Source organism: Streptomyces sp. NPDC025833 (assembly GCF_055558055.1).
Window position 1 is genome coordinate 172,446 of the sequence record NZ_JBVHNF010000016.1, and the last position, 24,981, is coordinate 197,426.

At 74.2% G+C, this 24,981-nt stretch carries 15 protein-coding genes and 1 tRNA gene; 13 read left to right on the forward strand and 3 right to left on the reverse strand.

Annotation, left to right across the window (positions count from 1 at the left end; all coding sequences use genetic code 11):
- The first annotated feature begins 68 nt into the window (after nt 1-68).
- The 10 genes from ACZ4K2_RS27745 to ACZ4K2_RS27790 all read left to right on the forward strand — a co-directional run bounded on the left by ACZ4K2_RS27745 (nt 69) and on the right by ACZ4K2_RS27790 (nt 16,476).
- Nucleotides 69-2,477 (forward strand): sodium-translocating pyrophosphatase, encoded by a 2,409-nt coding sequence (locus ACZ4K2_RS27745; RefSeq protein WP_467467965.1) that lies wholly within the window; start codon nt 69-71, stop codon nt 2,475-2,477.
- A gap of 213 nt (nt 2,478-2,690) precedes the next feature.
- Nucleotides 2,691-3,326, forward strand: coding sequence for a small secreted protein (locus ACZ4K2_RS27750; RefSeq protein WP_467467963.1), 636 nt, complete (start codon nt 2,691-2,693; stop codon nt 3,324-3,326).
- Between the two features lie 61 nt (nt 3,327-3,387).
- Entirely contained in the window at nt 3,388-4,908 is a 1,521-nt protein-coding gene (locus ACZ4K2_RS27755; protein WP_467467961.1) for a DUF7059 domain-containing protein, read from the forward strand.
- Between the two features lie 488 nt (nt 4,909-5,396).
- Nucleotides 5,397-5,594 (forward strand): hypothetical protein, encoded by a 198-nt coding sequence (locus tag ACZ4K2_RS27760; protein ID WP_467467960.1) that lies wholly within the window; start codon nt 5,397-5,399, stop codon nt 5,592-5,594.
- Nucleotides 5,595-5,867: 273 nt separating this feature from the next.
- Complete coding sequence (topA, locus tag ACZ4K2_RS27765) at nt 5,868-8,726, forward strand: type I DNA topoisomerase (RefSeq protein ID WP_467467957.1); 2,859 nt, start codon at nt 5,868-5,870, stop codon at nt 8,724-8,726.
- Between the two features lie 126 nt (nt 8,727-8,852).
- The gene (tmk, locus tag ACZ4K2_RS27770; RefSeq protein ID WP_467467955.1) at nt 8,853-12,188 is read left to right on the forward strand and encodes a dTMP kinase; all 3,336 of its coding nucleotides are present in this window, start codon (nt 8,853-8,855) and stop codon (nt 12,186-12,188) included.
- A 168-nt stretch (nt 12,189-12,356) separates the two neighbouring features.
- The gene (locus tag ACZ4K2_RS27775) at nt 12,357-13,562 is read left to right on the forward strand and encodes a DNA polymerase III subunit delta' (protein ID WP_467467953.1); all 1,206 of its coding nucleotides are present in this window, start codon (nt 12,357-12,359) and stop codon (nt 13,560-13,562) included.
- Nucleotides 13,563-13,660: 98 nt separating this feature from the next.
- Nucleotides 13,661-15,262 (forward strand): alpha/beta hydrolase, encoded by a 1,602-nt coding sequence (locus tag ACZ4K2_RS27780; protein WP_467467949.1) that lies wholly within the window; start codon nt 13,661-13,663, stop codon nt 15,260-15,262.
- 106 nt (nt 15,263-15,368) lie between these two features.
- Nucleotides 15,369-15,442: transfer RNA gene (locus ACZ4K2_RS27785), tRNA-Thr, on the forward strand.
- A gap of 131 nt (nt 15,443-15,573) precedes the next feature.
- Nucleotides 15,574-16,476, forward strand: a complete 903-nt coding sequence (locus tag ACZ4K2_RS27790; RefSeq protein ID WP_467467946.1) for a transaldolase family protein — start codon at nt 15,574-15,576, stop codon at nt 16,474-16,476.
- 19 nt (nt 16,477-16,495) lie between these two features.
- On the opposite strand, the gene pabB is transcribed toward ACZ4K2_RS27790, so the two are convergent.
- Both pabB and ACZ4K2_RS27800 read right to left on the reverse strand, forming a co-directional pair.
- Entirely contained in the window at nt 16,496-18,631 is a 2,136-nt protein-coding gene (gene pabB / locus ACZ4K2_RS27795; protein ID WP_467467944.1) for an aminodeoxychorismate synthase component I, read from the reverse strand.
- Between the two features lie 34 nt (nt 18,632-18,665).
- Entirely contained in the window at nt 18,666-19,397 is a 732-nt protein-coding gene (locus ACZ4K2_RS27800) for a 50S ribosomal protein L11 methyltransferase (protein WP_467467942.1), read from the reverse strand.
- Nucleotides 19,398-19,649: 252 nt separating this feature from the next.
- Here ACZ4K2_RS27800 and ACZ4K2_RS27805 point away from each other — a divergent pair, with 252 nt between their 5' ends.
- Nucleotides 19,650-21,659, forward strand: coding sequence for a helix-turn-helix domain-containing protein (locus ACZ4K2_RS27805; protein WP_467467940.1), 2,010 nt, complete (start codon nt 19,650-19,652; stop codon nt 21,657-21,659).
- Here ACZ4K2_RS27805 and ACZ4K2_RS27810 read toward each other — a convergent pair.
- A complete protein-coding gene (locus tag ACZ4K2_RS27810; RefSeq protein WP_467467937.1) occupies nt 21,620-22,828 on the reverse strand; it encodes an IS701 family transposase in 1,209 nt (402 codons plus the stop codon). The genes ACZ4K2_RS27805 and ACZ4K2_RS27810 overlap by 40 nt on opposite strands.
- A gap of 394 nt (nt 22,829-23,222) precedes the next feature.
- Between ACZ4K2_RS27810 and ACZ4K2_RS27815 the strand changes: the two genes are divergently transcribed.
- Both ACZ4K2_RS27815 and ACZ4K2_RS27820 read left to right on the forward strand, forming a co-directional pair.
- Nucleotides 23,223-24,698 carry an AMP-binding protein gene (locus ACZ4K2_RS27815; RefSeq protein WP_467467935.1) on the forward strand — a complete coding sequence of 492 codons (1,476 nt, stop codon included), beginning with the start codon at nt 23,223-23,225 and terminating at the stop codon, nt 24,696-24,698.
- Complete coding sequence (locus ACZ4K2_RS27820; protein ID WP_467467933.1) at nt 24,695-24,961, forward strand: acyl carrier protein; 267 nt, start codon at nt 24,695-24,697, stop codon at nt 24,959-24,961. Before ACZ4K2_RS27815 ends, ACZ4K2_RS27820 begins: the two co-directional genes overlap by 4 nt.
- The last annotated feature ends 20 nt before the right edge of the window (nt 24,962-24,981 follow it).

A 24,981-nucleotide genomic window follows, 5' to 3' on the forward strand; every position in this document is an offset into this window, starting at 1 on the left:
TTAGATCACTCGCGGGTACCTACAATCCGTCCACATCTTGAGCTCAGCCCAAGCGTCAAGGAGGACGAATGGCGGGGCTTTCTAACCCTCATCAGTCGGGTCACCCGACTTCCCTCGCGGCCGCGGTCCTGACCGACGACAACCGGATCATCGTGGCGGTCATCGCCGCGGTCGCCGTGGCCGCGCTGGTGGTCGCGGGGATCCTGGTGCGACAGGTGCTCGCCGCGGGCGAGGGCACCGACAGCATGAAACGGATCGCCGAGGCGGTCCAGGAAGGCGCCAAGGCTTATCTCGCCCGGCAGTTGCGCACACTCGGCGTATTCGCCGTCGTCGTGTTCTTCCTGCTCTTGCTGCTGCCCGCGGACGACTGGAATCAGCGGATCGGCCGCTCGGTGTTCTTCCTGATCGGAGCGGGCTTCTCGGCGGCCACCGGCTATATCGGCATGTGGCTCGCGGTGCGCAGCAACGTGCGGGTCGCCGCGGCGGCCCGGGAAGCCACCCCCGCGCGGGGCGAACCGGAAAAGGATCTCACCGCCGTCTCGCACACCGCGATGAAGATCGCATTTCGCACGGGCGGTGTCGTCGGCATGTTCACGGTGGGGCTCGGCCTGCTGGGCGCCTCCTGCGTGGTGCTGGTGTACGCGGCCGACGCGCCGAAGGTGCTGGAGGGCTTCGGCCTAGGCGCCGCCCTGATCGCGATGTTCATGCGGGTGGGCGGCGGCATCTTCACCAAGGCCGCCGACGTCGGCGCCGACCTGGTCGGCAAGGTCGAGCAGGGCATTCCGGAGGACGACCCGCGCAATGCCGCGACCATCGCCGACAACGTGGGCGACAACGTCGGCGACTGCGCCGGCATGGCGGCCGACCTCTTCGAGTCGTACGCCGTCACCCTGGTGGCCGCGCTGATCCTCGGCAAGGCCGCCTTCGGCGACTCCGGACTGGCCTTCCCGCTGCTGGTGCCCGCCATCGGGGTCCTCACCGCGATGATCGGCATCTTCGCGGTCGCCCCGCGCCGCGCCGACCGCAGCGGCATGTCCGCGATCAACCGCGGCTTCTTCATCTCCGCGGTGATCTCGCTCGCGCTGGTGGCGGTGGCGGTCTTCGTCTACCTGCCGTCGAAGTACTCCGGCCTGCACGGCGTCACCGACGCGGCGATCAGGGGCAAGGACGGCGACCCGCGCATCCTCGCACTGGTCGCGGTGGCCATCGGCATCCTGCTCGCCGCGGTCATCCAGCAGCTGACCGGCTACTTCACCGAGACCACCCGCCGCCCGGTGCGGGACATCGGCAAGACCTCGCTCACGGGCCCGGCCACCGTCGTGCTGGCCGGCATCTCGGTCGGTCTGGAATCGGCCGTCTACACGGCGCTGCTCATCGGGCTCGGCGTGTACGGCGCGTTCCTGCTCGGCGGCACGTCGATCATGCTGGCGCTGTTCGCGGTCGCCCTGGCCGGCACCGGCCTGCTCACCACGGTCGGCGTGATCGTCGCCATGGACACCTTCGGACCGGTCTCCGACAACGCGCAGGGCATCGCCGAGATGTCCGGCGACGTCCAGGGGGCGGGCGCCCAGGTGCTCACCAACCTGGACGCGGTCGGCAACACCACCAAGGCCATCACCAAGGGCATCGCCATCGCCACCGCCGTCCTCGCCGCGTCGGCGCTGTTCGGGTCGTACCGCGACGCGATCACCACCAACGTGCAGGACGTCGGGGAGAAGCTGTCCGGGCCCGGCTCGCCGCTCAGCCTCTCCCTGGACATCTCGCAGCCCAACAACCTCGTCGGCCTCGTCGCGGGCGCCGCGGTCGTCTTCCTCTTCTCCGGACTCGCCATCAACGCCGTGTCACGCTCGGCCGGTTCGGTGGTCTTCGAGGTACGGCGGCAGTTCCGCGAGAAGCCCGGGATCATGGACTTCACCGAGAAGCCCGAGTACGGCAAGGTCGTCGACATCTGCACCAGGGACGCCCTGCGGGAGCTGGCCACACCGGGTCTGCTCGCCGTCATGGCGCCGATCTTCATCGGGTTCACGCTCGGGGTCGGCGCGCTCGGCTCCTACCTCGCCGGGGCGATCGGCGCCGGCACGCTGATGGCGGTGTTCCTCGCCAACTCCGGCGGCGCCTGGGACAACGCCAAGAAACTGGTGGAGGACGGCCACCACGGCGGCAAGGGCAGCGACGCCCACGCGGCCACGGTGATCGGCGACACGGTCGGCGACCCCTTCAAGGACACCGCCGGGCCCGCGATCAACCCCCTGCTGAAGGTCATGAACCTGGTCTCGCTGCTCATCGCGCCCGCGGTGATCAGGTTCTCCTACGGCGACGACAAGAACCTCGGCGTGCGGATCGGGATCGCGATCCTCGCGCTGCTGGTGATCGTCGTCTCCGTGTACGTCTCCAAGCGGCGCGGCATCGCCGTCGGGGACGACGACGAGGCCGCGGAGCGGGTGGCCAACTCCTCCGACGCCGCGGTGGTTTCGTAGGGCGGGGCGAAAGACCCGGCCGGCGAGCGGGCGGACGGTGCGTGAGACCACGCGCCGTCCGCCCGTTCTCCATGTGTGATCACCCACGTGGTGAGCCTTCTCTCCCATGGCACAAAAGGTCATAAAAGCTGACCGATGCCTCCTCCGGCTCGGGGAGGCGGTCCGTCCGCGTGTAGATTCCGGGGGCCGAGAGCCATGGAAGGGACCGATCCGGTGAACAAGAAGCTCGCGGCCGCACTGTCCGGCGGTGCGGTACTGGTGGTGACGGTGTCGGGGTGCAGCGGCAGCGAGGACAAGGGGCCCGACCCCGAGCTCGTGTCCTGGGCCAAGACGGTGTGCGACGCGGTGCCCGCGCAGAGCGCGAAGATCAATGCCGCCAACGCGTCGATCGCGGCCATCGCCAGGGACAGCAACCTCCCGCCCAAGAGCGCCCAGAAGACGTACGTCGAGGCGTTCCAGGACCTGGCCGACGGCTACAAGGCGCTCGCGGGCGCCCTGGACGGCGCGGGGACCCCGCCCGGCGTGGAAGGCGGCGCCAAGCTCCAGCAGGACGCCGCGAAGAACCTCGCCGGCCTCTCCACGTCGTACGCCGACCTGAAGAAGAAGGTCGAAGGGCTCGACACCAAGGACCAGGGCAAGTTCGCCACGGGCCTCAAGGGCGTCGCCCTCCAGACCAAGGAGGTCGGCAAGCAGGGCGACAACGGCACCCAGGCGCTGAAGCGGCTGGAGCAGGGCGACGTCAAGGCGGCGATGGCCGAGCAGCCCAGCTGCAAGGTGGCCGCGTCCCCGGCGGCGCCGTCGGCCGGCGGGGCGACGGACCAGCCCACCGGGGCGGTGACGACCGGCTGACGTCGGCGTACGGTCCGCGCGGGGTCGGTCCCGCCCGGCCCCCGCGGGCCACAATGGGGGCGTGACTGACTCCGGACCCGCCCCCCTGCCCGCTTCCGACCGGCCCGACACCGCCGCGCGCCTGAGGGACGCGCTGCTGGCCGCCTCCTTCACGGCCGACGGGCTGCTCGACCTGCTCGGCGCCCCCGCGTACGCGGCACTGGCCCGCAGCGAGACCGTGCCCGCCCTGCGGGCGACCCGCGGCGACACACCGCTGGAGACGCTCGTACGGCTGTTCCTGCTCCAGCAACCGGTGCCCCACGCGCGCGTGGCGGCCGTTCTGCCCGTGGAGGAGGCGCTGGCGGCCGGCTGGCTCACGCGCGTGGGCGGCGACGAGGTGGCCGCGACCGTGGACGTCCGGCCGTACGGCGGTCCCGCGGACGAGGACTGGTTCATCGTCTCCGACCTCGGCTGCGCGGTCGGCGGTGCCGGCGGCATCGGGCAGCGCGACGAAGGGGTCGTCCTGGGCGTGGGCGGCGCCTCCACGACCCTGGCCGGCATCACCGTCCGCACCCCCGTGGCGTCCGCCCTGGACCTCGGCACCGGCTCCGGCATCCAGGCGCTGCACGCCGCCCAGCACGCCACGCGCGTGACGGCGACCGACCTCAACCCGCGCGCGCTGCACATCACGGCGCTCACGCTGGCGCTCTCCGGGGCACCCGCCGCCGACCTGCGCGAGGGCTCGCTGTTCGAACCGGTCCGGGACGACGAGCGGTTCGACCTGATCGTCTCCAACCCGCCCTTCGTCATCTCGCCCGGCGCCCGGCTGACCTACCGGGACGGCGGCATGGGCGGGGACGACCTGTGCCGCTCGCTCGTTCGGCAGGCGGGGGAGCGGCTGACCGAGGGCGGGTTCGCGCAGTTCCTCGCGAACTGGCAGCACGTGGCGGGGGAGGACTGGCAGGACAGGCTCAGGTCGTGGGTGCCGCGCGGGTGCGACGCCTGGATCGTGCAGCGCGAGGTGCAGGACGTCACGCAGTACGCCGAGCTGTGGCTGAGGGACGCCGGTGACCACCGCGGTGACCAGGCCGAGTACCAGGCGCGCTACGACGCCTGGCTCGACGAGTTCGAGGCGCGCAAGGTCCGGGCGATCGGCTTCGGCTGGATCACCCTGCGCCGGACCGGGTCCGCCGAGCCCGTGATCACCGTGGAGGAGTGGCCGCACCCGGTGGAGCAGCCGCTCGGGGAGACGATCCGGGCCCACTTCGACCGGCTCGACTACCTCCGGGAGCACGACGACGCGGCGCTGCTGGACAGCCACTTCCGGCTCACCGCCGAGGTGGTCCAGGAGCAGGTCGGGCTGCCCGGCGCCGAGGACCCGGAGCACGTGGTGCTGCGCCAGCACCGCGGGATGCGCCGGGCGACGAAGGTGGACACGGTCGGCGCCGGGTTCGCGGGCGTGTGCGACGGCACACTGAGCGCGGGCCGCATCCTGGACGCCATCGCGCAGCTCGTCGGCGAGGACGCGGTGCTGCTCCGCGACCGCACCCCCGCCCAGATCCGGCTGCTGGTGGAGCAGGGCTTCCTGGAGCCGGCGGGCTGAGCCGCGCAGGACGGCGCTCGTAGGGCGCTTGCAGGGCGCTTGCGGGGCGCTCGGAGGGCCGAGCCGGGCGCCGGGCCGGGGCGCCCCGCGGTCAGCCGTCCGGCCAAGCCGGTCACCACCGGGCGCGGTACGGGCGGCGACCGCCTGAGCGTGCGCATCTTTTGAGCGGATGCCGACCGGTTGTCGACCGGTCGTGCACGCCCGCCGCGCCGCGGGACCCTGCCGCGCCGCGGGACCCCGCCGGGCCGGGTGCCCGGCGGCGGCCGGCCGTCCATGGCGCCCGGTCCCGGTCCGGCGCGGGCCCGCCGCGGTCCGGTTTCGGAAAACGGCCGGAAAAATATGGGCCGTGGGTCCGACCCCCTGCATTCGGACCTACGTTCGAATACCCGTCGGCCTTCCGTTCACCGTGATGTCGCCCGCCGGACGCCCGCGCGTGCCACTCTCCGGGCGCTGGGCGGAGCCGACGGCAGGGAAGGGGCGGACGGGCCATGGAGAGCGGACCGGCGATCTTCGCGGGAGTGGTGTTCGCCCTGTTCGGGGCCGGTCTGCTGGCCTGGACCGGGACGCGGGTCAGGCGCCGGGAGGCGGTCGCCCTCGGTGTGAGCCGGGTCGCATCGGCCACCGTCGCGGGCGTCGCCGGGGCGGCCTCGCTGGCCCTCGGCGCGTACTGCCTGATCCGGCCCTGAGCCGGGTGGGCGCCGTGCCCGCGGCGCAAGGGGAGCGTCACGCTCCGGACAGGGGTTCGAAAGGGAGCGGGCGGTCCGGGCGGCAGGAATGCCGGTAGTCGGGTTACCGTTCGAGTGGCCGTTGTGGGCTTTTCCCGTTTGACACGGGGGCGGGATGTAGCGTCACACTCCGCAGCGTCACACGTGCCAGCAGTACGCCGTGCCAGCAGTACGCCGCGACCCCGGGAACAAGGCCTGGGGAGGCCCCAGCGTCGACCGGAGAGAAGAGCGAAGTTGTCCCCGACCAGCGAGACCGCACAGGGCGGTCGCCGACTCGTCATCGTCGAGTCGCCTGCCAAGGCGAAGACGATCAAGGGCTACCTCGGCCCCGGCTACACCGTCGAGGCGAGCGTCGGGCACATCCGCGACCTTCCCAACGGCGCCGCGGAGGTGCCGGAGAAGTACACCGGCGAGGTCCGCCGCCTCGGTGTGGACGTCGAACACGACTTCCAGCCCATCTATGTGGTCAACGCCGACAAGAAGGCGCAGGTCAAGAAGCTCAAGGACCTGCTCAAGGACTCCGACGAGCTGTTCCTCGCCACCGATGAGGACCGGGAGGGCGAGGCCATCGCCTGGCACCTCCAGGAAGTCCTGAAGCCGAAGATCCCGGTCAAGCGGATGGTCTTCCACGAGATCACCAAGGACGCGATCCGCGAGGCCGTCGCCAACCCGCGCCAGCTCAACCAGAAGCTGGTCGACGCCCAGGAGACCCGCCGCATCCTCGACCGCCTCTACGGCTACGAGGTCTCGCCGGTGCTGTGGAAGAAGGTCATGCCGCGGCTGTCGGCCGGCCGCGTGCAGTCCGTCGCCACCCGGCTCGTCGTGGAGCGGGAACGCGAGCGCATCGCCTTCCGCTCCGCCGAGTACTGGGACCTGACCGGCACCTTCGCGACCGGCCGCGCGGGCGACCCGTCCGATCCGTCCTCGCTGGTGGCCCGCCTCCAGACCGTCGACGGCAGGCGGATCGCGCAGGGCCGCGACTTCGACTCCCTCGGCCGGATCAGGAGCGAGAACACCCTCCACCTCGACGAGGCGACCGCCCGCGCCCTCGCCGGCGCCCTGGAGAACACCCGCTTCTCCGTGCGCTCCGTCGAGTCCAAGCCGTACCGCCGCTCGCCGTACGCCCCGTTCCGTACGACGACGCTCCAGCAGGAGGCCAGCCGCAAGCTCGGCTTCGGCGCGAAGGCGACGATGCAGGTCGCCCAGAAGCTGTACGAGAACGGCTACATCACGTACATGCGTACGGACTCCACGACGCTGAGCGACACCGCGATCTCCGCGGCCCGCGCCCAGGTCACGCAGCTCTACGGCGCCGACTACCTGCCGCCGCAGCCGCGCACCTACGCCGCCAAGGTCAAGAACGCGCAGGAGGCGCACGAGGCGATCCGTCCCTCGGGCGACCGTTTCCGCACGCCCGCCGAGACCGGTCTGACCGGCGACCAGTTCCGGCTCTACGAGCTGATCTGGAAGCGGACCGTCGCCTCCCAGATGAAGGACGCGACCGGCAACTCCGTCACCGTGAAGATCGGTGGCACCGCCGCCGACGGCCGGGACGTCGAGTTCAGCGCCTCCGGCAAGACGATCACCTTCCACGGCTTCCTGAAGGCGTACGTCGAGGGCGCCGACGACCCGAACGCCGAGCTGGACGACCGCGAGCGCCGGCTGCCGCAGGTGGCCGAGGGCGACGCGCTGTCCGCCGAGGAGATCACGGTCGACGGCCACGCCACCAAGCCCCCGGCCCGCTACACCGAGGCGTCGCTGGTCAAGGAGCTGGAAGAGCGCGAGATCGGCCGCCCGTCGACGTACGCGTCGATCATCGGCACCATCCTCGACCGCGGCTACGTCTTCAAGAAGGGCACGGCCCTGGTGCCGTCCTTCCTCTCCTTCGCCGTGGTGAACCTCCTGGAGAAGCACTTCGGGCGGCTCGTCGACTACGACTTCACCGCCAGGATGGAGGACGACCTCGACCGGATCGCGGCCGGCGAGGCCAAGGCCGTGCCGTGGCTCAAGCGCTTCTACTTCGGTGAGGGCACGGCCACCGGCGGCGCCGCCGAAGCCGGCAACGGCGACGGGGACCACCTCGGCGGCCTCAAGGAACTGGTGACCGACCTGGGCGCGATCGACGCGCGCGAGGTGTCGTCGTTCCCGGTGGGCAACGACATCGTGCTCCGCGTCGGCCGTTACGGCCCGTACATCGAGCGCGGCGAGAAGGACAGCGAGCAGCACCAGCGCCACGACATCCCGGACGACCTGGCACCCGACGAGCTGTCCGTCGAGCTGGCCGAGGAACTGCTGGCCAAGCCCAGCGGCGACTTCGAGCTGGGCACCGACCCGGAGACGGGCCACCAGATCGTCGCCAAGGACGGCCGCTACGGCCCGTACGTCACGGAGGTGCTCCCCGAGGGCACCCCGAAGACCGGGAAGAACGCGGTCAAGCCGCGGACGGCCTCGCTGTTCAAGTCGATGTCGCTGGACACGGTGACGCTGGCGGACGCGCTGCGCCTGATGTCCCTGCCGCGGGTCGTCGGCACGGACGCCGACGGCGCGGAGATCACCGCGCAGAACGGCCGCTACGGCCCGTACCTGAAGAAGGGCACGGACTCGCGCTCGCTGCAGACCGAGGACCAGCTCTTCACGATCACGCTGGAGGAGGCGCAGGCGATCTACGCCCAGCCCAAGCAGCGGGGCCGGGCCGCCGCCAAGCCGCCGCTGAAGGAGCTGGGCGAGGACCCGGTCTCCGGCAAGCCGGTCGTGGTCAAGGACGGCCGCTTCGGCCCGTACGTCACCGACGGCGAGACCAACGCCACCCTTCGTTCCGGTGACAGCGTCGAGACGATCACTCCCGAGCGCGGGTTCGAGCTGCTCGCCGAGAAGCGCGCCAAGAGCCCGGCCAAGAAGACCGCGAAGAAGGCGGCGGCCAAGAAGACCGCGAAGAAGGCGGCGGCCAAGAAGACCGCCCCGGCGAAGAAGACCGCCGCCAAGAAGACGGCCGCGAAGAAGACGACGGCCGCGGCCAAGAAGACCACCGCCAAGAAGACCACCGCCAAGAAGGCCACGGCCTCCAAGACGGCGGCCTCCGGCGCGGACGACTGACGCCCCGCCGGACCGCGGCCACCGCGGCTCCGCGCACCGCACGCCCCGGCAGCACCTCGCTGCCGGGGCGTGCGCATGTCAGGGTGGGCCAGGTGTGCTGCCTCCGGCTGCGGATAGGCTGAACGCATGACGCGAGCCGAGCAGCCAACGGCCCACCCCACAGCACCGGACGACGCCCTGGTCGCGGACTCCCGCGAACGTGCCGTACGTTCCCTGCTGCGACGACCGCAGCTCAGGCGCTTGTGGAGCGCGCAGTTGGTGAGCGGCGTCGGTGACGCCCTGTCCGTACTGGTCCTCGTCGTCCTGGTCCTCCAGGCGGCGATCTCCGAGGGCGCCTTCGGCGGCGGCTACCGGGGCGTGGCGTTCGCGGTGGCGACGGTCTTCGGCGCGCGCATCCTCGCCACGCTGCTCTTCGGCGCCGTCCTCCTCGGCCCGCTGACCTCGCTCATCGCCCAGGACGGACCGCTCGACCGGCGCTGGGCCATGGTCGGCGCCGACGGCGTGCGCGCCGCGCTGCTGATCGTCGCGCCCCTGTGGATCGACTGGACGCCGGGCGACGCGCTCGCCGTCCTGCTGGTCACCGCCTTCCTCACCGGCGTCGCCGAGCGGCTGTGGAGCGTCTGCCGGGAGAGCGCCGCGCCCGCCCTGCTGCCGGCCCCGCCCCCGGAGGGCGCGACCGTGCGGCCCCTGCCGGACCACCAGGACGCCCTGCGCCGCCTCGCGCTGCGCACCGGCTTCCTCGCGATCCCGCTGGCCGCCGTCGCACTCGTCGTCGCCGGCCTGCTGAACAACCTGCTGGGCACCGGTGTGGCCTGGTTCGACCAGCACCAGGCGGCCCTCGCGTCGTATGCCGCCGCCGGCCTGTTCGCCGCCGCCGTGTCCGTGCTGGTCAACCTGGACCTGCCCGGCACCCGCACCCCGCGCCCGCGGTCCCCGCTGGAGGGCCTGCGCCGCCCGCGCACCGGCACCGGTGTGGACAAGGGCCGCACGGGCGCCGTCCCGCTGCTGGTCCCGGCCTGCGCCGGGGTCGCCGGGGCGATCGCGGCGGCCGTCTCCGTGAGCGTGCTGCACGCCAAGGACCTGGACGGCGGCCCCGTGCTGTACGGGCTGCTGGTGCTGGGCCTGATCGGCGGCGTCGCCGCCGGCATCCGCACCGCCCCCGCGCTGCTGCCCTCGCTCTCCCGCCGCCGGCTGCTCGCCCTGGCGATCGCCGTCACCGGCATCGCGCTGCTGGCCGCCGGACTGGTCCCGGACACCACCACTGTCCTGCTGGTCGTCACGCTGGCCGGTGCCGCCGCGGGCGTGGCCGCCAACACCGGGCACACCCTGCTCGACCAGGAGACCGAGGAGTACCGCCGGGCGCGCACCACCGAGCACCTGCACGCCGTGGTCCGGGTCAGCACGGCGCTCGGTGTCCTGGTCGCGCCGCTCGTCGCGGCGCTGATCGGCCCGCACCGGCTGGAGAACGGCAGGTTCGTCTTCGCGCACGGCGGCGCGGCCTTCACGCTGATGCTGGTCGGCGCGCTGCTGCTGCCGGTGGCCGCGCTGGTGCTCGCCAAGGTCGACGACCGGTCCGGCGTGCCGCTGCGCCAGGACCTCAGGGACGCGCTGCTCGGCGGCGACGACCCGGACACCGTCCCGGCGGCGAACGGCTTCTTCATCGCGCTGGAGGGCGGCGACGGCGCGGGCAAGTCCACCCAGGCCGAGGCGCTCGCCGAGTGGATCCGCGACAAGGGCCACGAGGTCGTGCTCACCCGCGAGCCCGGGGCCACCCCGGTCGGCAAGCGGCTGCGCTCGATCCTGCTGGACGTGTCCTCGGCGGGCCTGTCGCACCGCGCGGAGGCGCTGCTGTACGCCGCCGACCGCGCGGAGCACGTCGACACGGTCGTACGCCCGGCCCTGGAGCGCGGCGCCGTCGTCATCTCGGACCGCTACATCGACTCCTCCGTCGCCTACCAGGGCGCCGGCCGCGATCTGTCCCCGACCGAGATCGCCCGCATCAACCGCTGGGCCACCGACGGCCTGGTCCCGCACCTCACCGTGCTGCTGGACGTCTCGCCGCAGACCGCCCGCGAGCGGTTCACCGAGGCGCCGGACCGGCTGGAGTCGGAGCCCGCGGAGTTCCACGCGCGCGTGCGCTCCGGCTTCCTCACCCTGGCCGCCTCCGACCCCGGCCGCTACCTGGTCGTGGACGCGGGGCAGGAGCCCGAGGCCGTCACCACCGTGATCCGGCACCGGCTCGACACCGTGCTGCCGCTGTCCGAGGCCGAGATCAAGGCCCGGGAGGAAGCCCGCCGCAAGGCCGAGGAGGAGGCCCGGCGCAAGGCCGAGGAGGAGGCCGCGCGCAAGGCGGAGGAGGAGCGCCTGGAGCGCGAGCGCCAGGAGCAGCTCGCCAAGCTGCGCGCCGAGGAGGAGGAGCGCAAGCGGCGCGAGCTGGAGGAGGCGCAGCGCCGCGAGGCCGAGCGGCAGGCGGAGGAGGCCCGGCAGCGGGCCGAGGAAGCGGCCCGGCGTGCCGAGGAGGAGCGGCAGCGGCTGCTCGCCGAGGAGAAGGCGCGCGCCGAGGAGGAGGCCCGCCGCAAGGCCGATGAGGAGCGCCGCCGCAGGGAGGCCGAGGAGGAGGCCCGGCGCCGCGCCGAGGAGGAGGCCGACGAGGCCCGGCGGCGCGCGCTGGAGGAGGCCCGCCGCCTGGAGGCGCAGCGCAAGGCCGAGGAGGCGCTGGTGCGCGCCGAGGAGGCCCGCCGGCAGGCCGCCGAGGCCGCGTCGGCCGCCGACGCGGCGGCCCGCAGGCCCGCCGCGCCCCGGCCCACGGCGCCCGGCGTGGTCGCCGACGCCGCCGCGGACCGGACCCCCGCCGCCCCGCAGGGCCCGGCGCGGGCCGCCGACGAGACCGTCCCCACGCCGGTGGTGTCACCGGACGCGCGGAGCACGGAGGACACCGCGGTGCTGCGGCCGGTGCGCGACGAGCGCGGCGGTCCCGCCGCCGGGCACCGTTCCGCGGACAACGAGCTGACCACCGAGCTGCCGCAGCCGCCGGCCGCTTCCGAGTCGTCCGCGGAGGAGACCGCGGTGCTGCCGCGGGTGCCGCTGGACGCCGGGGACGAGACCGCGGTGCTGCTGCCGGTGCGCGACCGCGACGGGGCGGCCGACGAGACCGCCGTACTGCCGCCGGTGCGCGACGACGACGTGGCGGACCGGGTGCCGCCCGGCTACTTCCGCGACGAGCGGCCCGCGCCGGGTCCCGACGGCTCCGAGCCGCGCACGCGGGAGATCCCCCGGCTCGACGCCGACGGCACGCCCCGCCGCCGGCCGCGCTCGGACTGGGCCGAGGAGACCCCGCTGGACGACCTGCCGACGCTCGCCGACGAGCTGCTGGGGTCGTACGGCGAGGCGGAGCGCGGCCACCGGGACGACGACGAGGACCGGCAGGACCGCCGGGGCCGCGGCCGGGGCCGCCGAAGCTGACGTGTGACCGCCGCCCCGGGCCCCGCGTACGGCGGGGCCCGTGGCGGCGGTGCCGCGTCGGGGAGCCCCGCCCGCCGCCGGGACCGCACGGCGGCGGGCGTCGTTGTCGGTGCCCACCCGCACAATGGAGGGCGGTACGCGGAGTGTGACGGAAGGGCGGCGTGACCCATGACCGTGTGGGACGACCTCGTCGGGCAGGAGCAGGTGAGCGCGGTGCTCGACGGCGCCGCGCGGGACGCCGACGCCCTCGTCACGGCCGTATCGGCGCGGCAGCCGCCGCCCGAGGCGTCGAAGATGACCCACGCCTGGCTGTTCACCGGCCCGCCCGGCGCCGGCCGGAACCAGGCGGCGCGGGCCTTCGCCGCGGCCCTCCAGTGCGTCAGCCCGGACCGCGCGCTCGGCGGCGGCCCCGGCTGCGGGTTCTGCGACGGCTGCCACACCGCGCTGCTCGGCACCCACGCGGACGTCACGACGGTCGCCGCGGTCGGCGCCGAGATCCTGGTCAGGGACATGCGCGACACGGTCCGCAAGTCGTTCACCGCCCCGGCCACCGGCCGCTGGCAGATCATCCTGGTCGAGGACGCCGAGCGGCTGAACGAGAAATCGGCCAACGCGGTCCTCAAGGCCGTCGAGGAGCCCGCCCCGCGCACGGTGTGGCTGCTGTGCGCCCCCTCGGTCGAGGACGTCCTGCCGACCATCCGCTCCCGCTGCCGCCACCTCACCCTGCGCACGCCGTCCGTCGAGGCGGTCGCCGACATGCTCGTACGGCGCGACGGCGTCGAGCCGGTGATCGCCGAGTCCGCCGCCCGGGCCACCCAGGGCCACGTCGACCGGGCCCGGCGGCTGGCCACCGACCCGGCCGCCCGCGAGCGCCGTGCAGCGGTGCTGAAGCTGCCGCTGCGGCTGGACGAGGTCGGCGCGTGCCTGCGGGCCGCCCAGGAGCTGGTCGACGCGGCCGCCGAGGACGCCAAGCAGCTCGCCGAGGAGATGGACGGCAAGGAGACCGAGGAGCTGAAGGCGGCGCTCGGCGCGGCCCAGGGCGGTCGGCTGCCGCGCGGCACGGCGGGCGTGATGAAGGACCTGGAGGACATGCAGAAGCGCCGCAGGACCCGCACGCAGCGCGACAGCCTGGACGTGGCCCTCGGCGACCTGACCGCCTTCTACCGCGACGTCCTCGCCCTCCAGCTCGGCACCCGCGTGGCGCTCGCGAACGCCGACGCGCAGGAGGCCCTGGACCGGCTGGCCCGCGGCAGCGGCCCCGAGTCGACCCTGCGCCGCATCGAGGCGATCTCCGCGTGCCGGCGGGCGCTGGACCGCAACGTGGCCCCGCTGCTGGCCGTGGAGGCGATGACGATGGCGCTGCGGGCGGGCTGAGGCCCGGTCGCCGTGGGCGGGCCGGCCCGGGTCCCTCGTAGGAGGCACCCGAGCCCACGCACCGCACCCGCGCGGTCGCGCAGCGTTACTCTCGGCTGATGCACACCAGGCCCACCCCCCGCTCCCGCCGGACCCGGGGCGACCGCACCCGGACCCCGGCCCGCCTCACGGCCGCCCTCCTCGCCGCCACCGCGCTGCTCGTGTCCGCCTGCTCCTCCGGGAGCACGGCCGCCGGGACGGTGCAGGCGGCGCTCGCCGCGCTGCCGCGGGCGACCCCGGCGGCACTGACGCCGTACTACGACCAGCGGCTGAGCTGGCGCGACTGCGGAGCCCCCGGTTTCCAGTGCGCCACGATGAAGGCGCCGCTCGACTACGCCGACGCAGGCAAGGGCACCGTCCGGCTGGCCGTCGCCCGGAAGAAGGCCACCGGCGAGGGCCGGCGCCTCGGCTCGCTGCTGGTCAACCCGGGCGGCCCGGGCGGCTCCGCGGTCGGGTACCTCCAGCAGTACGCGGGCGTCGGCTACCCCGCCGAGGTCCGCGCCCGCTACGACATGGTGGCCGTGGACCCGCGGGGCGTCGCCCGCAGCGAGCCCGTCACCTGCCTCGACGGCAGGCAGATGGACGCGTTCACGCAGACGGACCTCACCCCCGACGACCGCAAGGAGCGGGACGCGGTGGTCGCCGCGGACCGGAAGTTCGCGGAGGCCTGCGGCGCCCACTCCGCGCGGCTGCTGCGGCACGTCTCCACCGTGGAGGCCGCGAAGGACATGGACATCCTGCGGGCCGTGCTCGGCGACCGGAGGCTGAACTACGTCGGGGCGTCGTACGGCACGCTCCTCGGGGCGACGTACGCCGGACTGTTCCCCGAGCGGGTCGGCCGGCTGGTGCTGGACGGCGCCATGGACCCCTCGCTGGACGCCCGCAGGCTGAACCTGGAGCAGACGGCGGGCTTCGAGACGGCGTTCCGGGCGTTCGCGAAGGACTGCGCGCGGCGGACCGACTGCCCCCTCGGCGGGCCGGGCACGACGCCCGCGCGGGCCGGCGAGCGCCTGCGGGTGTTCTTCCGCGAGCTGGACGCCCGCCCCGTTCCCGCGGGCGACGCGGACGGCCGCAGGCTCGGTGAGTCGCTCGCCACCAACGGGGTGATCGCCTCGATGTACGACGAGGCGTCCTGGGCGCAGCTGCGCGCCGCGCTGACCTCGGCGATGAAGGAGCGCGACGGCGCCGGGCTGCTGGCCCTCTCCGACAGCTACTACGAGCGGGACCCGAGCGGCCACTACAGCAACCTGATGATGGCCAACGCCGCCGTGAACTGCCTGGACCTGGCGCCGGCCTTCACCGGTCCGGAGGACGTCGACACGTCCCTGCCCGCCTTCGAGAAGGCGTCGCCGGTCTTCGGCACCGGGCTGGCCTGGGCCTCCCTGAACTGCGCGTACTGGCCGGTGCGGGCCACGGGCGAGCCGCACCGCATCGAGGCGCGGGGAGCGGCGCCGATCGTGGTGGTCGGCACGGTCCGCGACCCGGCGACGCCGTACCGCTGGGCCAAGGCCCTGGCCGGCCAGCTCGCCTCGGGCCGCCTGCTGACCTACGACGGCGACGGCCACACCGCGTACGGCCGGGGCAGCGCCTGCATCGACACGGCGATCGACGCGTACCTGCTCCGCGGCACCCCGCCGGCCACCGGGAAGCGCTGCTCGTAACGCCCTCCCGCCCCGGAACCCGGCCGCTCCGGGGCGGGTACGAAGCACCCCCGGGAACTGTGTAGACTTACGGACGTTGCCGATCGCACCATGGTGCGGGCAGCGCGCCGCTTTAGCTCAGATGGCCAGAGCAACGCACTCGTAATGCGTAGGTCTCGGGTTCGAATCCCGAAAGCGGCTCCGCGGAAGGCCAGGTCACGTAGCCCGTGACCTGGCCTTTTTCTGTGGCCGCGCGGGGGCCGGGGTGACTTGACAGTGTCTGGGTTACGCGGTCGACCGGCCTGGCCCGCCGGGCATAGCGTCGAGGGGTGATGACGGCTGAAGCTATGAGACTCCTCAAGGAGCTTGCCGACGAGGGGGTCTCGCCCTGGTGGGCGGCTTGTCCGGGGGAGCAGCCAGCGGTGCCCGACTTCGTGGCGTGCGGGTTCCGCGGGATCCGGATGCCGTTCGGGGCGCCGAACGGCGTGGTCCGGGCCGCGTGCGACGCGCTGGGGACGAGCGGCGGCTTCGTGGCGCTCGCCGCGGCGGCCTTCGACGGGGCGGACGATCCGGCGGCGTGGGTGGCGGCGGCGCGGGTGACGCACAGCGTCGTGGACCGGCCCAACCTGCTGGTCAGTGTTCCGGCGAGCCGGGCCGGGACCGACGCCGTGGCCGAGTGCCTGGCCGAGGGCATCGGTGTCGAGTCCGCGGCGGTGTACTCGGTGCGCCAGTACCGCGCCGTGCTGGACGCCCAGCGCGCCGGGCTGGAGCGGGCCAGGGCGCGCGGGGTGGACCTGGCGGCGCTGGGTGTGGCCACGTCCTGCGATCTCGGGGCGCTCGACGCGGAGGTGAACGCCCGCCTCGACCGGCTGCCCGGGGAGGCGGGCCGGCTGCGCGACACCGCGGGTCTGGCCACCGCCCGGCTCCTGTACCGCACGCGCGAGGAGGCGCTGGCCTGCCAGGGCTGGCGGAGCCTGCGCGACTCGGGTGCCCGGCCGCCGATGCTGCTGTGGTCCGGGACCCGGCCCGAGCAGGTGCGGTCCCTGGTGAGCTGGAACACCGCGCACGTGCTGACGGTGGAGACGGTGGAGGCGGCGGCCCGCGGGGCCGCGCTCGAAGGCGACACGCTGCTGGGGCGGCACGAGCAGTCCACACGGGACCTGGGGCTGCTCGCGGAGCGGAGCGTGGACGTGGAGGCGGTCGGCGCCGCACTGCTGCGGGCCCGGTACGGCTGACCGCGCCGGGCCCGCGGCGTCACCGTGCGGAGACCGGTACCGGTGCGGGTGCCACGAGGTCCGAGCGGCCGGTTCCGGTCAGCGCGAGCAGCGGGGCCGCCTTGACGACGGTCTCCTCGAACTCCGCCGCCGGTTCGGACAGCGCCACGATCGCGCCGCCCACCCCGTAGCGCAGCCGGCCGGGGGTGACGACGGCGGTGCGGATGACGACGCTGAAGTCGGCGGCGCCGGACAGGGAGAAGTAGCCGACGGCGCCCGAGTACACCCCGCGCGGGCCGTTCTCCAGCCGGTCGATGATCTCCATCGTGCGCAGTTTGGGCGCGCCGGTCATCGACCCCGGGGGGAAGGCCGCGCGCAGGCAGGCCACCGGGTTGCTGTCGCGGCGCAGCCGGGCGGTCACCGTGCTGACGAGCTGGTGCACGGTGGCGTAGCTCTCCACGGCGAAGACCGGGTCGGCGCGCACGGTGCCGGGTTCGGCGCACCGGCCGAGGTCGTTGCGGACCAGGTCGACGATCATCAGGTTCTCGGCGCGGTCCTTCTCGTGGCCGGCGAGGTCGGCGGCGAGGGCGGCGTCCTCCGCGGGGGTGGCGCCGCGCGGGCGGGTGCCCTTGATGGGCCGGGACTCGGCGACGCCGTCGGCCGAGACCCGCAGGAACCGCTCGGGGGAGGTGGAGAGCACCGACAGCCCGCCGAACCGGAGCAGGGCGCCGAACGGGGCGGGGCTGGTGCGGCGCAGGAAGCGGTAGCCCTGCCAGGGGTCCAGGTCGCCCGCGGCCTCGGCCATGTTGGTGAGGCAGATCTCGTAGCTCTCGCCGTCGGCGATCTCCTCCTGGCACTCCTCGACGAGGCGGAGGTAGGCCGCGCGGTCGTGGCGCAGCCGTACCCCGTCGAACGCGGCGTGCGGTGCGGGCGGCCCGCCGGCGGGGGCGCCCGCGAGTGCGGTGAGCCGGCGGGCGGTGCCGTCGAGCCAGTCGCGGGCGGCGCGGGTCCCGTCGGCGCTCTCGTCGGCCGGGGCGAGGGCCAGCAGGTGGGTGGTGCCCGTCTCGTGGTCGAGGACGAGGGCGCGGTCCGCGAAGACCAGCACGGCGTCGGGCTCCTCGGCGCGGTGCCCGGCCCGGCCGCCGCACTCGGCCTTGAGCCCGTAGCCGAGGTAGCCGGTCCAGCCGAGGGCGAAGTCGCAGGGGAGCGGGGGCACGTCGACGTCGAGGGAGGCGAGGTCGCGTTCGAGCCACTGGAGGAACGGTCCCTCGACGGTCTCCTCGGAGGCCGCCGACCGTACGGTGACGGTGCGGGTGGCGACATCGGCCGTCGCCACGCGGGCCAGCGGCCCGCCGGCGTCACCCATGACCGAGAACCGGCCCTGGGCGTCGTGCCGGCTGCTGTCCAGCCAGAACGCGTGGTCCGCGCCCGAGTAGAGCCGTTCGAAGAGGGTCTCGTCGTCGCAGGGGGTGGGGACCCGGGCGGTCAGCACCCGCAGGGGGCGGCGGGCGGGAGCCGGGGTGGCCTGGGCGGTCGGGTCCGCCGCGGTGGCCGTGGTGGACGGCGGCCGGAGGCGGGCGGTCTCCCGGTGGCGGCCGGCGCCGGAGCGGGCCAGGTCGCGGAAGTTGGCCAGCAGTTCGTCGCCGTACTCGGAGCAGATCGACTCCGGGTGGAACTGCACGCCCCACTGCGGCCGGGTCCGGTGCCGCAGCCCCATGACCACGCCGTCCGGGGTCCAGGCGGTGACCTCCAGATGCTCCGGGAGGCCGGTCACGGCCAGTGAGTGGTAGCGCACCGCCGAGAACGGCGACGGCAGCCCCCTGAACAGTCCGTCGCCCTCGTGCAGCACCGGCGAGGTCTGTCCGTGCCGCGGCCGCGGGGCGCGGCCGACGCTCGCCCCGTGCACCAGCCCGATGCCCTGGTGGCCGAGGCAGATGCCGAGCAGCGGGAGGCCGGTGCGTTCGACGATCTCCCGGCAGATGCCGAAGTCCGCGGCGCGCTCCGGGGTGCCCGGTCCCGGTGAGACGACGACACCGTCGAAGTCCGCCAGCAGCGCGGGGTGCCAGTGCGGATCGTCGTTGCGGACGACCGTCGGCTCCACTCCGGTGACGCGCGCGATCTGGTGCACGAGGTTGTAGGTGAACGAGTCGTGGTTGTCGACGAGCAGGGTGCGCATGGACGTCTGGTCTCTCCTCGTCCGGCCGGGCCGGTCAGGCGGTGGGCAGGATCTGCAGGAGCAGGTGCTCGACGAGGTCGTCGCCGTACTCCCCCTCCCGGACCGTGCAACGGCCCAGCGGGTGCAGCTCGCGGCCGGTCTCGGCGGCGATGCGGGCCAGGTACGGGTAGTCGCCGCGGCTGCTGAAGTGCAGCAGGGCCCGCCCGCCGGGGGTCGTGCGGTGCGGTGCCTCCGTCAGGTAGCCGCGGTGCGACCGGTACCCGGCGTCGACGTAGGCGCGCTCGTGGTCCGACTCGTACCGGTAGTGGTCGGGTCCGAGGACGTAGTTCGAGCTCCAGAAGACGGTGTCGAAGCGCTCGCCGTCGCCGAGCCCGGAGAACAGGTCGCCGTGCACGGGTCTGACCCGGTCCGTCACCCCGTGGCGGGCGGCGTTGACGGCCGTGTTCCGCACCGCCTGGCGGTTGATGTCCGAGGCGACGACCGGTCCGTGGCCGGCCAGCGCGGCGGTCACCGCGATGACGCCCGTGCCGGAGCCGATCTCCAGGAACGAGCCCCGGCGCGCGGGGGCGTCGGCGGTCCCGGTGAGCCCGAGCAGGTCGAGGGCGACCCCGGTCGACGGCGAGTACAGCGGCGCGAAGACCTCGTCGAGGAGGTCCCACTGCCGTCCGGCGAGGGGGAAGACGGAGGGGCGGTCCGCCCGGCCGAGGGACCGGCGGCTGCGCTCCAGCGAACGCCGGTAGTCCTGTACCTGCGATGTGTACGGCATGGATCCCACCTGTTCCGATCGGCTGGTGCGTCGCGGTGTGCGATGCGCGTGGTACCGAGCGTGGCGGGCGGTGCGGTGGTGACGGAAGGTGCTCCGACAACAACGCTTGGTTGCCGAAGGGTGGCGGCGCCACCGTCAAGGGTCGTGAACTGGCCTTTTATCCGACCACCGGTCGGGGACTTGTTGACCGGTGACAAGAACGTGATTTAGCTTTCCCTGGATCTCGCACATTTGCTCGGGGGGAGCCGCAGGGTGCCGACCAGTGGGGGACCGCTCGACGGATACGCGCTTGCCATGCTCGAACTGCTGGCGCGGGAGGCGCCCGTCGAGCACTTCGAGGAACTGGTCCGGCGGACGGCCGAGGAGGGCGCCTCCGAGGCCGAGCTGGCCGCGGTGGTCGCGGCCAAGAACCGCTCCCTGGAGGTCAGGCAGCTTTTCGCCCGCCGCCAGCAGCGCGAGGCCGGGCTGTCCGCGCTGGTCGACACCGCCCGCGACCTGACCCAGCGGTACAACCTGGACAGCCTGCTGGCCGTCATCACCCGCCGGGCGCGCCTGCTGATGGGCCTGGACATGTCGTGGGTGAGCCTGCCCGGCGACGACGGGATGTCCTGTGTCCGGGCCGCGGACGGACACGCCTCGGCGATCACCGTGGGGTTCCTGGTGCCGGGCGACGGCGGGGTCGGCCGGCAGGCGCACCAGCGGTCCGCCCCCTTCTGGACGCCCGACTACATGCAAGACGAAACGTTCGTCCACGACGAGGCCATCGACCACGTCGTGCGCTCCGAGGGGCTGCGCGCCGTCATGGCCGTACCGCTGCGCCACGAGCACTCGACGCTGGGCGTGCTCTACGTCGCGGACCGGAACATCCGTCACTTCCTGCCCAACGAGATCTCGTTGATGACCTCGCTGGCCGACCTCGCGGCCGTCGCCATCGAGCGCACCCGGTTGCTGGAGCGGACCCGTACCGAGGTCGCGGAGCTGGCGGACGACGTGTCGCAGGCCATGAACGCCTCCGCCGCCGCGCGCCGGGTGCACGGGGTCCACCGCGGCCTGCTCGACCTGGCGCTCCGCGGCGGCGATCTGGCCGCCCTGGTGGAGCGGGCGGCCGCCGAACTGGGCGGGCCCCTGCTGTGCCGCGACACCGTCAGCAAGGACCTCGCGCACACGGACGGTTTCCCGGGGCTTTTTCCGGGCGTGGAGTCCACCCGCGTAGACGTGGTTGCCCTGGTCGACCGGATCTGCCTGGACGCGCAGGCCGCCGGCGGACTCGCGCAGTGCGACGACGGAGCGGACGGCGTGCTGCTGGCCAGCCCCGTCACCGGCGGCACGGAGAACCTCGGCACCCTGGTGTGGTGCGGTGGGCGGGCCCCGTCGCAGGAGCAGCGGCAACTGCTGGGCCTGGCCGCCCAGGCCATCGCCGTCCACCTGCTGATGCAGCGCAGCACGGCGGTGGCCGAGGGCCAGGTCAGGGACGAACTGCTGCACGACCTCCTCCACGTCTCCCAGCTTCCGCCGGGTCAGCTCGCGGCGCGGGGCCGCCGGCTCGCGGTCGACCTCGGCGCACCGCACGTCATCGTCGTGGTCCGGCCCGAAGGCGGTTCGCAGAGCCGGGCCAACGCCTGGTCGGCGTCGTACGCGCACCGGCTGTCGGGGCTGAAGTACGTCGACGGCGGCCACATCGTGCTGCTGCTGCCGGGCGACGATCCGGCCGGCGCCGCACGGGCGGTGCAGCGCGAGCTGTCCGCCGTGCTCGGGCACCCGGTGACCGGGGGCGCCGCCGGACCGGCCTGCGCTCCCGAGGAGGTCAGGCACATCTACCGGGAGGCCCAGCGGTGCCTGGAGGCGCTCACCGTGCTGGACGGCACGGGCGGTACGGCGTCACCGAGGGAACTGGGTTTCCTGGGACTGCTGCTGTCCGAGAGGCAGGACGTCACACGGTTCGTCGGCTCGGCGATCGGCCCGGTGCTGGAGTACGACCACCAGCAGTCGACGGAGCTGCTGCGGACACTGGAGTCGTACTTCGCCTCCGGCAGCAGTCCCACACGGGCGGCCGAGCTGCTGCACGTCCACCCGAACACCGTCTCGCGGCGGCTGGAGCGGATCACCGACCTGCTGGGCCCGCACTGGCAGGAGCCCGCCCAGGCCCTCGAAGTGCAACTGGCGCTCCGGCTGCACCGCACCCGGCACCTGCTGGCGGAAGGTGACGGCGTGCCGCCCCCCGCTCAGGCGCTGCGTGCCTCCAGGGCGTCGAACGCGTCGTAGTCCGCGTCGGCCAGGGCCCGCGCGGCATAGGCGACCGACGCCAGCGTGGTGTGCCGGTGCCAGCCCTTGAACGAGCGGCCCACGAAGTCCCGCAGCCCGGCCTGCTCCCCGGCGGTGGCGCAGTCCCGGGCGACCCGCCGGGCCAGCCGGGTCAGCCGCAGCAGGGCCGGCACCGGCGTGCGGTCCAGGTCGGTCAGCCAGAACTCCGTCGGCGGCCGGCGGGGATCGCTCCACTCGCCGACCAGCAGCCACCGCTCGTCGCCCCGGCCGGCGTGGGGCAGGGCCACCGGGACGCCCACCACCAGCGCCTGGCGCACGGCCGCCGGACCGGCCGGCGGATCGGCCCACGGCACGGGCCGGCGCAGCGCCCTGACCGAGTCGGCGATCCGCGCCACGCTCAGCGGCCCCGCGCCGAAGCCGGGCAGCGCCGGCTCGCGCACGGTCACGCAGGTGGCGCCGGAGACCCGCACCAGCAGCGGCACCCCGGCGTCGCGGTACCGCCGTGTCGTCGCGCCCAGGTCGGGGCCCGCCGCCCCCAGCACCACGGGCCGGCGCGGCACCCGCCAGGCGAGCGTGGACCGCACCACCGCGGCCGCGCACTCCTCCAGCGTCTCCTCGCCCGCGCCGTCGGGGATCTCGGCCCGCCGCCGCCGCTCGGGGTCGCGGATCCAGCCGCCCGGCAGGTGCAGCCGCCAGTTGACCGGGGCGCTGGACCGCTCGGAGGCGAACCAGAGGCCGAACGCCTGCTGCCCGTGGTCCGCCCCGCCGGGGCGCGGCGCGAGGTGGCGGCCGACGCCCACCGAGTGCTCGCCGACCTTGGGGATGGCCATCGGCTGCACCACCCAGGCCGACGGCGGCACGGCGTCCTGGAGGTAGCGGGCCAGCTCCTCCCGCATCGGCGACCAGGACCAGGTGGAGGCGGCGATGAGGTGGTGCAGGCTCTGCTCGGCCGCCCCGCCGCCGACGGCGGAGGCGATCCGGCGCACCGACTTGCGGCCGTCGGCGGCGAGCAGCCCGCGTACGTACTGCTCGGCCCACCAGCGCTGGTCCTTGCGGCGCAGGGCCCGGGGGAACAGGGCGGCGGACAGGTCCGCGACGATGTCCGCCGACTGGTGGACGGCCGCCCACCCGGGGTCCGCCCAGGGGCCGCCGAAGACGGCTCTGCTCATGGTCACGCCTGCCTCTCGCCCGCTGACTCCTGACCCGTTCCACACTGACGAGTCGCCGGCTCCCGGAGGAGGTGGTGCGGGAACCCTGTCGGGCCGCTCGATGGTGGCCGGACCATCACCCGCGGTCGTGGATCACCGCTTTTCGGAGGTCGAACCGGGCCCCGGGGGGTGGGCCGGCCACCACCACGGGCCCACGACCCGGCTCCACGGCTCTGCTCGTCCGGGGGCGACCTGACGGACTGTCCCGGACCTGATGAGGATGCGGGGCGGCGCTTGTGACGCCCCCGGCCCGCTCCGCACAGTGATGCCCGTGATCAGCGCTCGGCGCCGGGCCCCGACAGCGGGAGCCCCGCAGCGAGCCGAGTCCTCGTCCCACTGTCCGGGGGGTAGTCGCATGCCGTCACCGCACCTAGCCGACGCAGTCGGCGCACACCGCGAGAAACACGCCGACCGGGTGGCCCTGTCCTGCTGCCACCGCAGCGTCACCTACCGCGAACTGGACGCCCTCACCGAGGCGTTCGCCGGCCGGCTGGCGCGGCTGCCCCTCGCGCCGGGCGCCACCGTCTGCGTACCGGCGCACAAGTCGCCGGAGACCGTCGCCCTGCTCCTCGCGGTGTTCCGGCAGGGGCTGGTCGCGCTCGTCCCCTCGCCCGACCTCGGCGCGCAGGCGCTGGCCCGGCTGAGCAGCCGGGCCCGGGCCTCGCACCTGCTCGGCGCGGACGAGCGGGGCGGCCTGTCGGCCGAGCCGATCGAGCCGGACGAGGCCGAGGCGGCGGGGTTCGCGGTCCCCGACCCGGCCCGCACCCGCCTGCTGCTCACCACGTCCGGTTCCACCGGCACCCCGAAGATCGTGCCCATCCCCGTCGACGGCTTCACCGCCTTCGCCGACTGGGCCGTGGACGCCTTCGGCCTCACCGGCGACGACGTCGCCCTCTCCTACGCCCCGCTCAACTTCGACCTCGCGCTGCTGGACGTGTGGACGTTCCTGCGGCTCGGCGCGCACGTCGTCCTGGTCGGCAAGGAGCAGGCCACGGACGCGGGCCGGCTGCGGGAACTGGTCGCCGGGCGGGAGGTGAGCTTCGTCCAGGGCGTCCCCATGCTGCACCGGCTGCTCGCCGAGGACGCCGGCGGCGTGTACCCCGCGGTCCGCCGGGCCGTCCTCACCGGTGAGGCGATGCCGGCCGGCCTGCTGGCCCCGGTCCTCGCCGCCTATCCCGCGGCGCGGCTGCACAACGTGTTCGGCTGCACCGAGACCAACGACTCGTTCGTCCACGAGGTGTCCCGCGACGGGACCGGGGAGCGGATGCCGATCGGCCGCCCCCTGCCCGGGGTGCGCGCCCTGGTCGTCGGCGCCGACGGCACCCCGCTGGAGGGCGCGGGCGGCGGCGAGCTGCTGGTGTCGACGCCGTTCCAGACCGACGGCTACCTCCAGAGCTCCCTGAACGAGCAGCGGTTCACCGAGATCGACGGCTGCCGCTACTACCGCACCGGTGACCTCGTGACCCGGTCCGCGGACGGCCTGGTCCGCCTCGAAGGGCGCGCCGACTGGCAGGTCAAGGTGCGCGGCATCCGCACCAACCTGCAAGAGGTCGAGGCCGTCATCGCGACCCACCCGGACGTCGCCGAGGCGGTGGTCGTCGCCCTGCCCGACGAGCAGGCCGGGGTCCGGCTGCACGCCGCCGTGACCCGGCGCCCCGCCGCCGCGCTGACCGGCCTCGGCCTGCGCAGCTACGCCGGCGCCCGGCTGCCCCGGCACGCCATCCCGGCGTCCGTCCACATCACCGACCAGCCGCTGCCCCGCACCTCCACGGGCAAGCCCGACCGCAACCGCATCCAGGCCCACCGCATGAAGGAGACCCGTACCGCATGACCGCCCACGCCACGGCAGACGAGATCCGCGCCTTCATCGCCGCCGAGTTCCTCGCGGGCGAGGACGCCTCGGACCTCACCGACGACTACGACCTCGTCTCCTCCGGAGTGATCGACAGCCTCGGCCTGGTCCGGCTGGTCTCGCACATCGCGACCGCCTACCGGGTGCCGATGGACACCATCGACATCACGCCGGACAACTTCCGCACCATCGCCGCGATCGTCGGCCTGATCGGCGAGCACTCCGCCGCCGTCACGGCCTGACGCGCCACCGGCCACCCCGC

Excerpts from the sequence above, each read along its gene's own strand:
- ACZ4K2_RS27760 (WP_467467960.1), top strand. The coding sequence starts at position 5,397 with ATGGAGAGCGGACCGGCGATCTTCGCGGGAGTGGTGTTCGCCCTGTTC.
- ACZ4K2_RS27810 (WP_467467937.1), bottom strand. The coding sequence starts at position 22,828 with ATGAGCAGAGCCGTCTTCGGCGGCCCCTGGGCGGACCCCGGGTGGGCG.
- ACZ4K2_RS27815 (WP_467467935.1), top strand. The coding sequence starts at position 23,223 with ATGCCGTCACCGCACCTAGCCGACGCAGTCGGCGCACACCGCGAGAAA.
- ACZ4K2_RS27800 (WP_467467942.1), bottom strand. The coding sequence starts at position 19,397 with ATGCCGTACACATCGCAGGTACAGGACTACCGGCGTTCGCTGGAGCGC.
- tmk (WP_467467955.1), top strand. The coding sequence starts at position 8,853 with ATGACGCGAGCCGAGCAGCCAACGGCCCACCCCACAGCACCGGACGAC.
- ACZ4K2_RS27745 (WP_467467965.1), top strand. The coding sequence starts at position 69 with ATGGCGGGGCTTTCTAACCCTCATCAGTCGGGTCACCCGACTTCCCTC.
- ACZ4K2_RS27790 (WP_467467946.1), top strand. The coding sequence starts at position 15,574 with ATGACGGCTGAAGCTATGAGACTCCTCAAGGAGCTTGCCGACGAGGGG.
- ACZ4K2_RS27820 (WP_467467933.1), top strand. The coding sequence starts at position 24,695 with ATGACCGCCCACGCCACGGCAGACGAGATCCGCGCCTTCATCGCCGCC.
- ACZ4K2_RS27775 (WP_467467953.1), top strand. The coding sequence starts at position 12,357 with ATGACCGTGTGGGACGACCTCGTCGGGCAGGAGCAGGTGAGCGCGGTG.
- pabB (WP_467467944.1), bottom strand. The coding sequence starts at position 18,631 with ATGCGCACCCTGCTCGTCGACAACCACGACTCGTTCACCTACAACCTC.
- ACZ4K2_RS27780 (WP_467467949.1), top strand. The coding sequence starts at position 13,661 with ATGCACACCAGGCCCACCCCCCGCTCCCGCCGGACCCGGGGCGACCGC.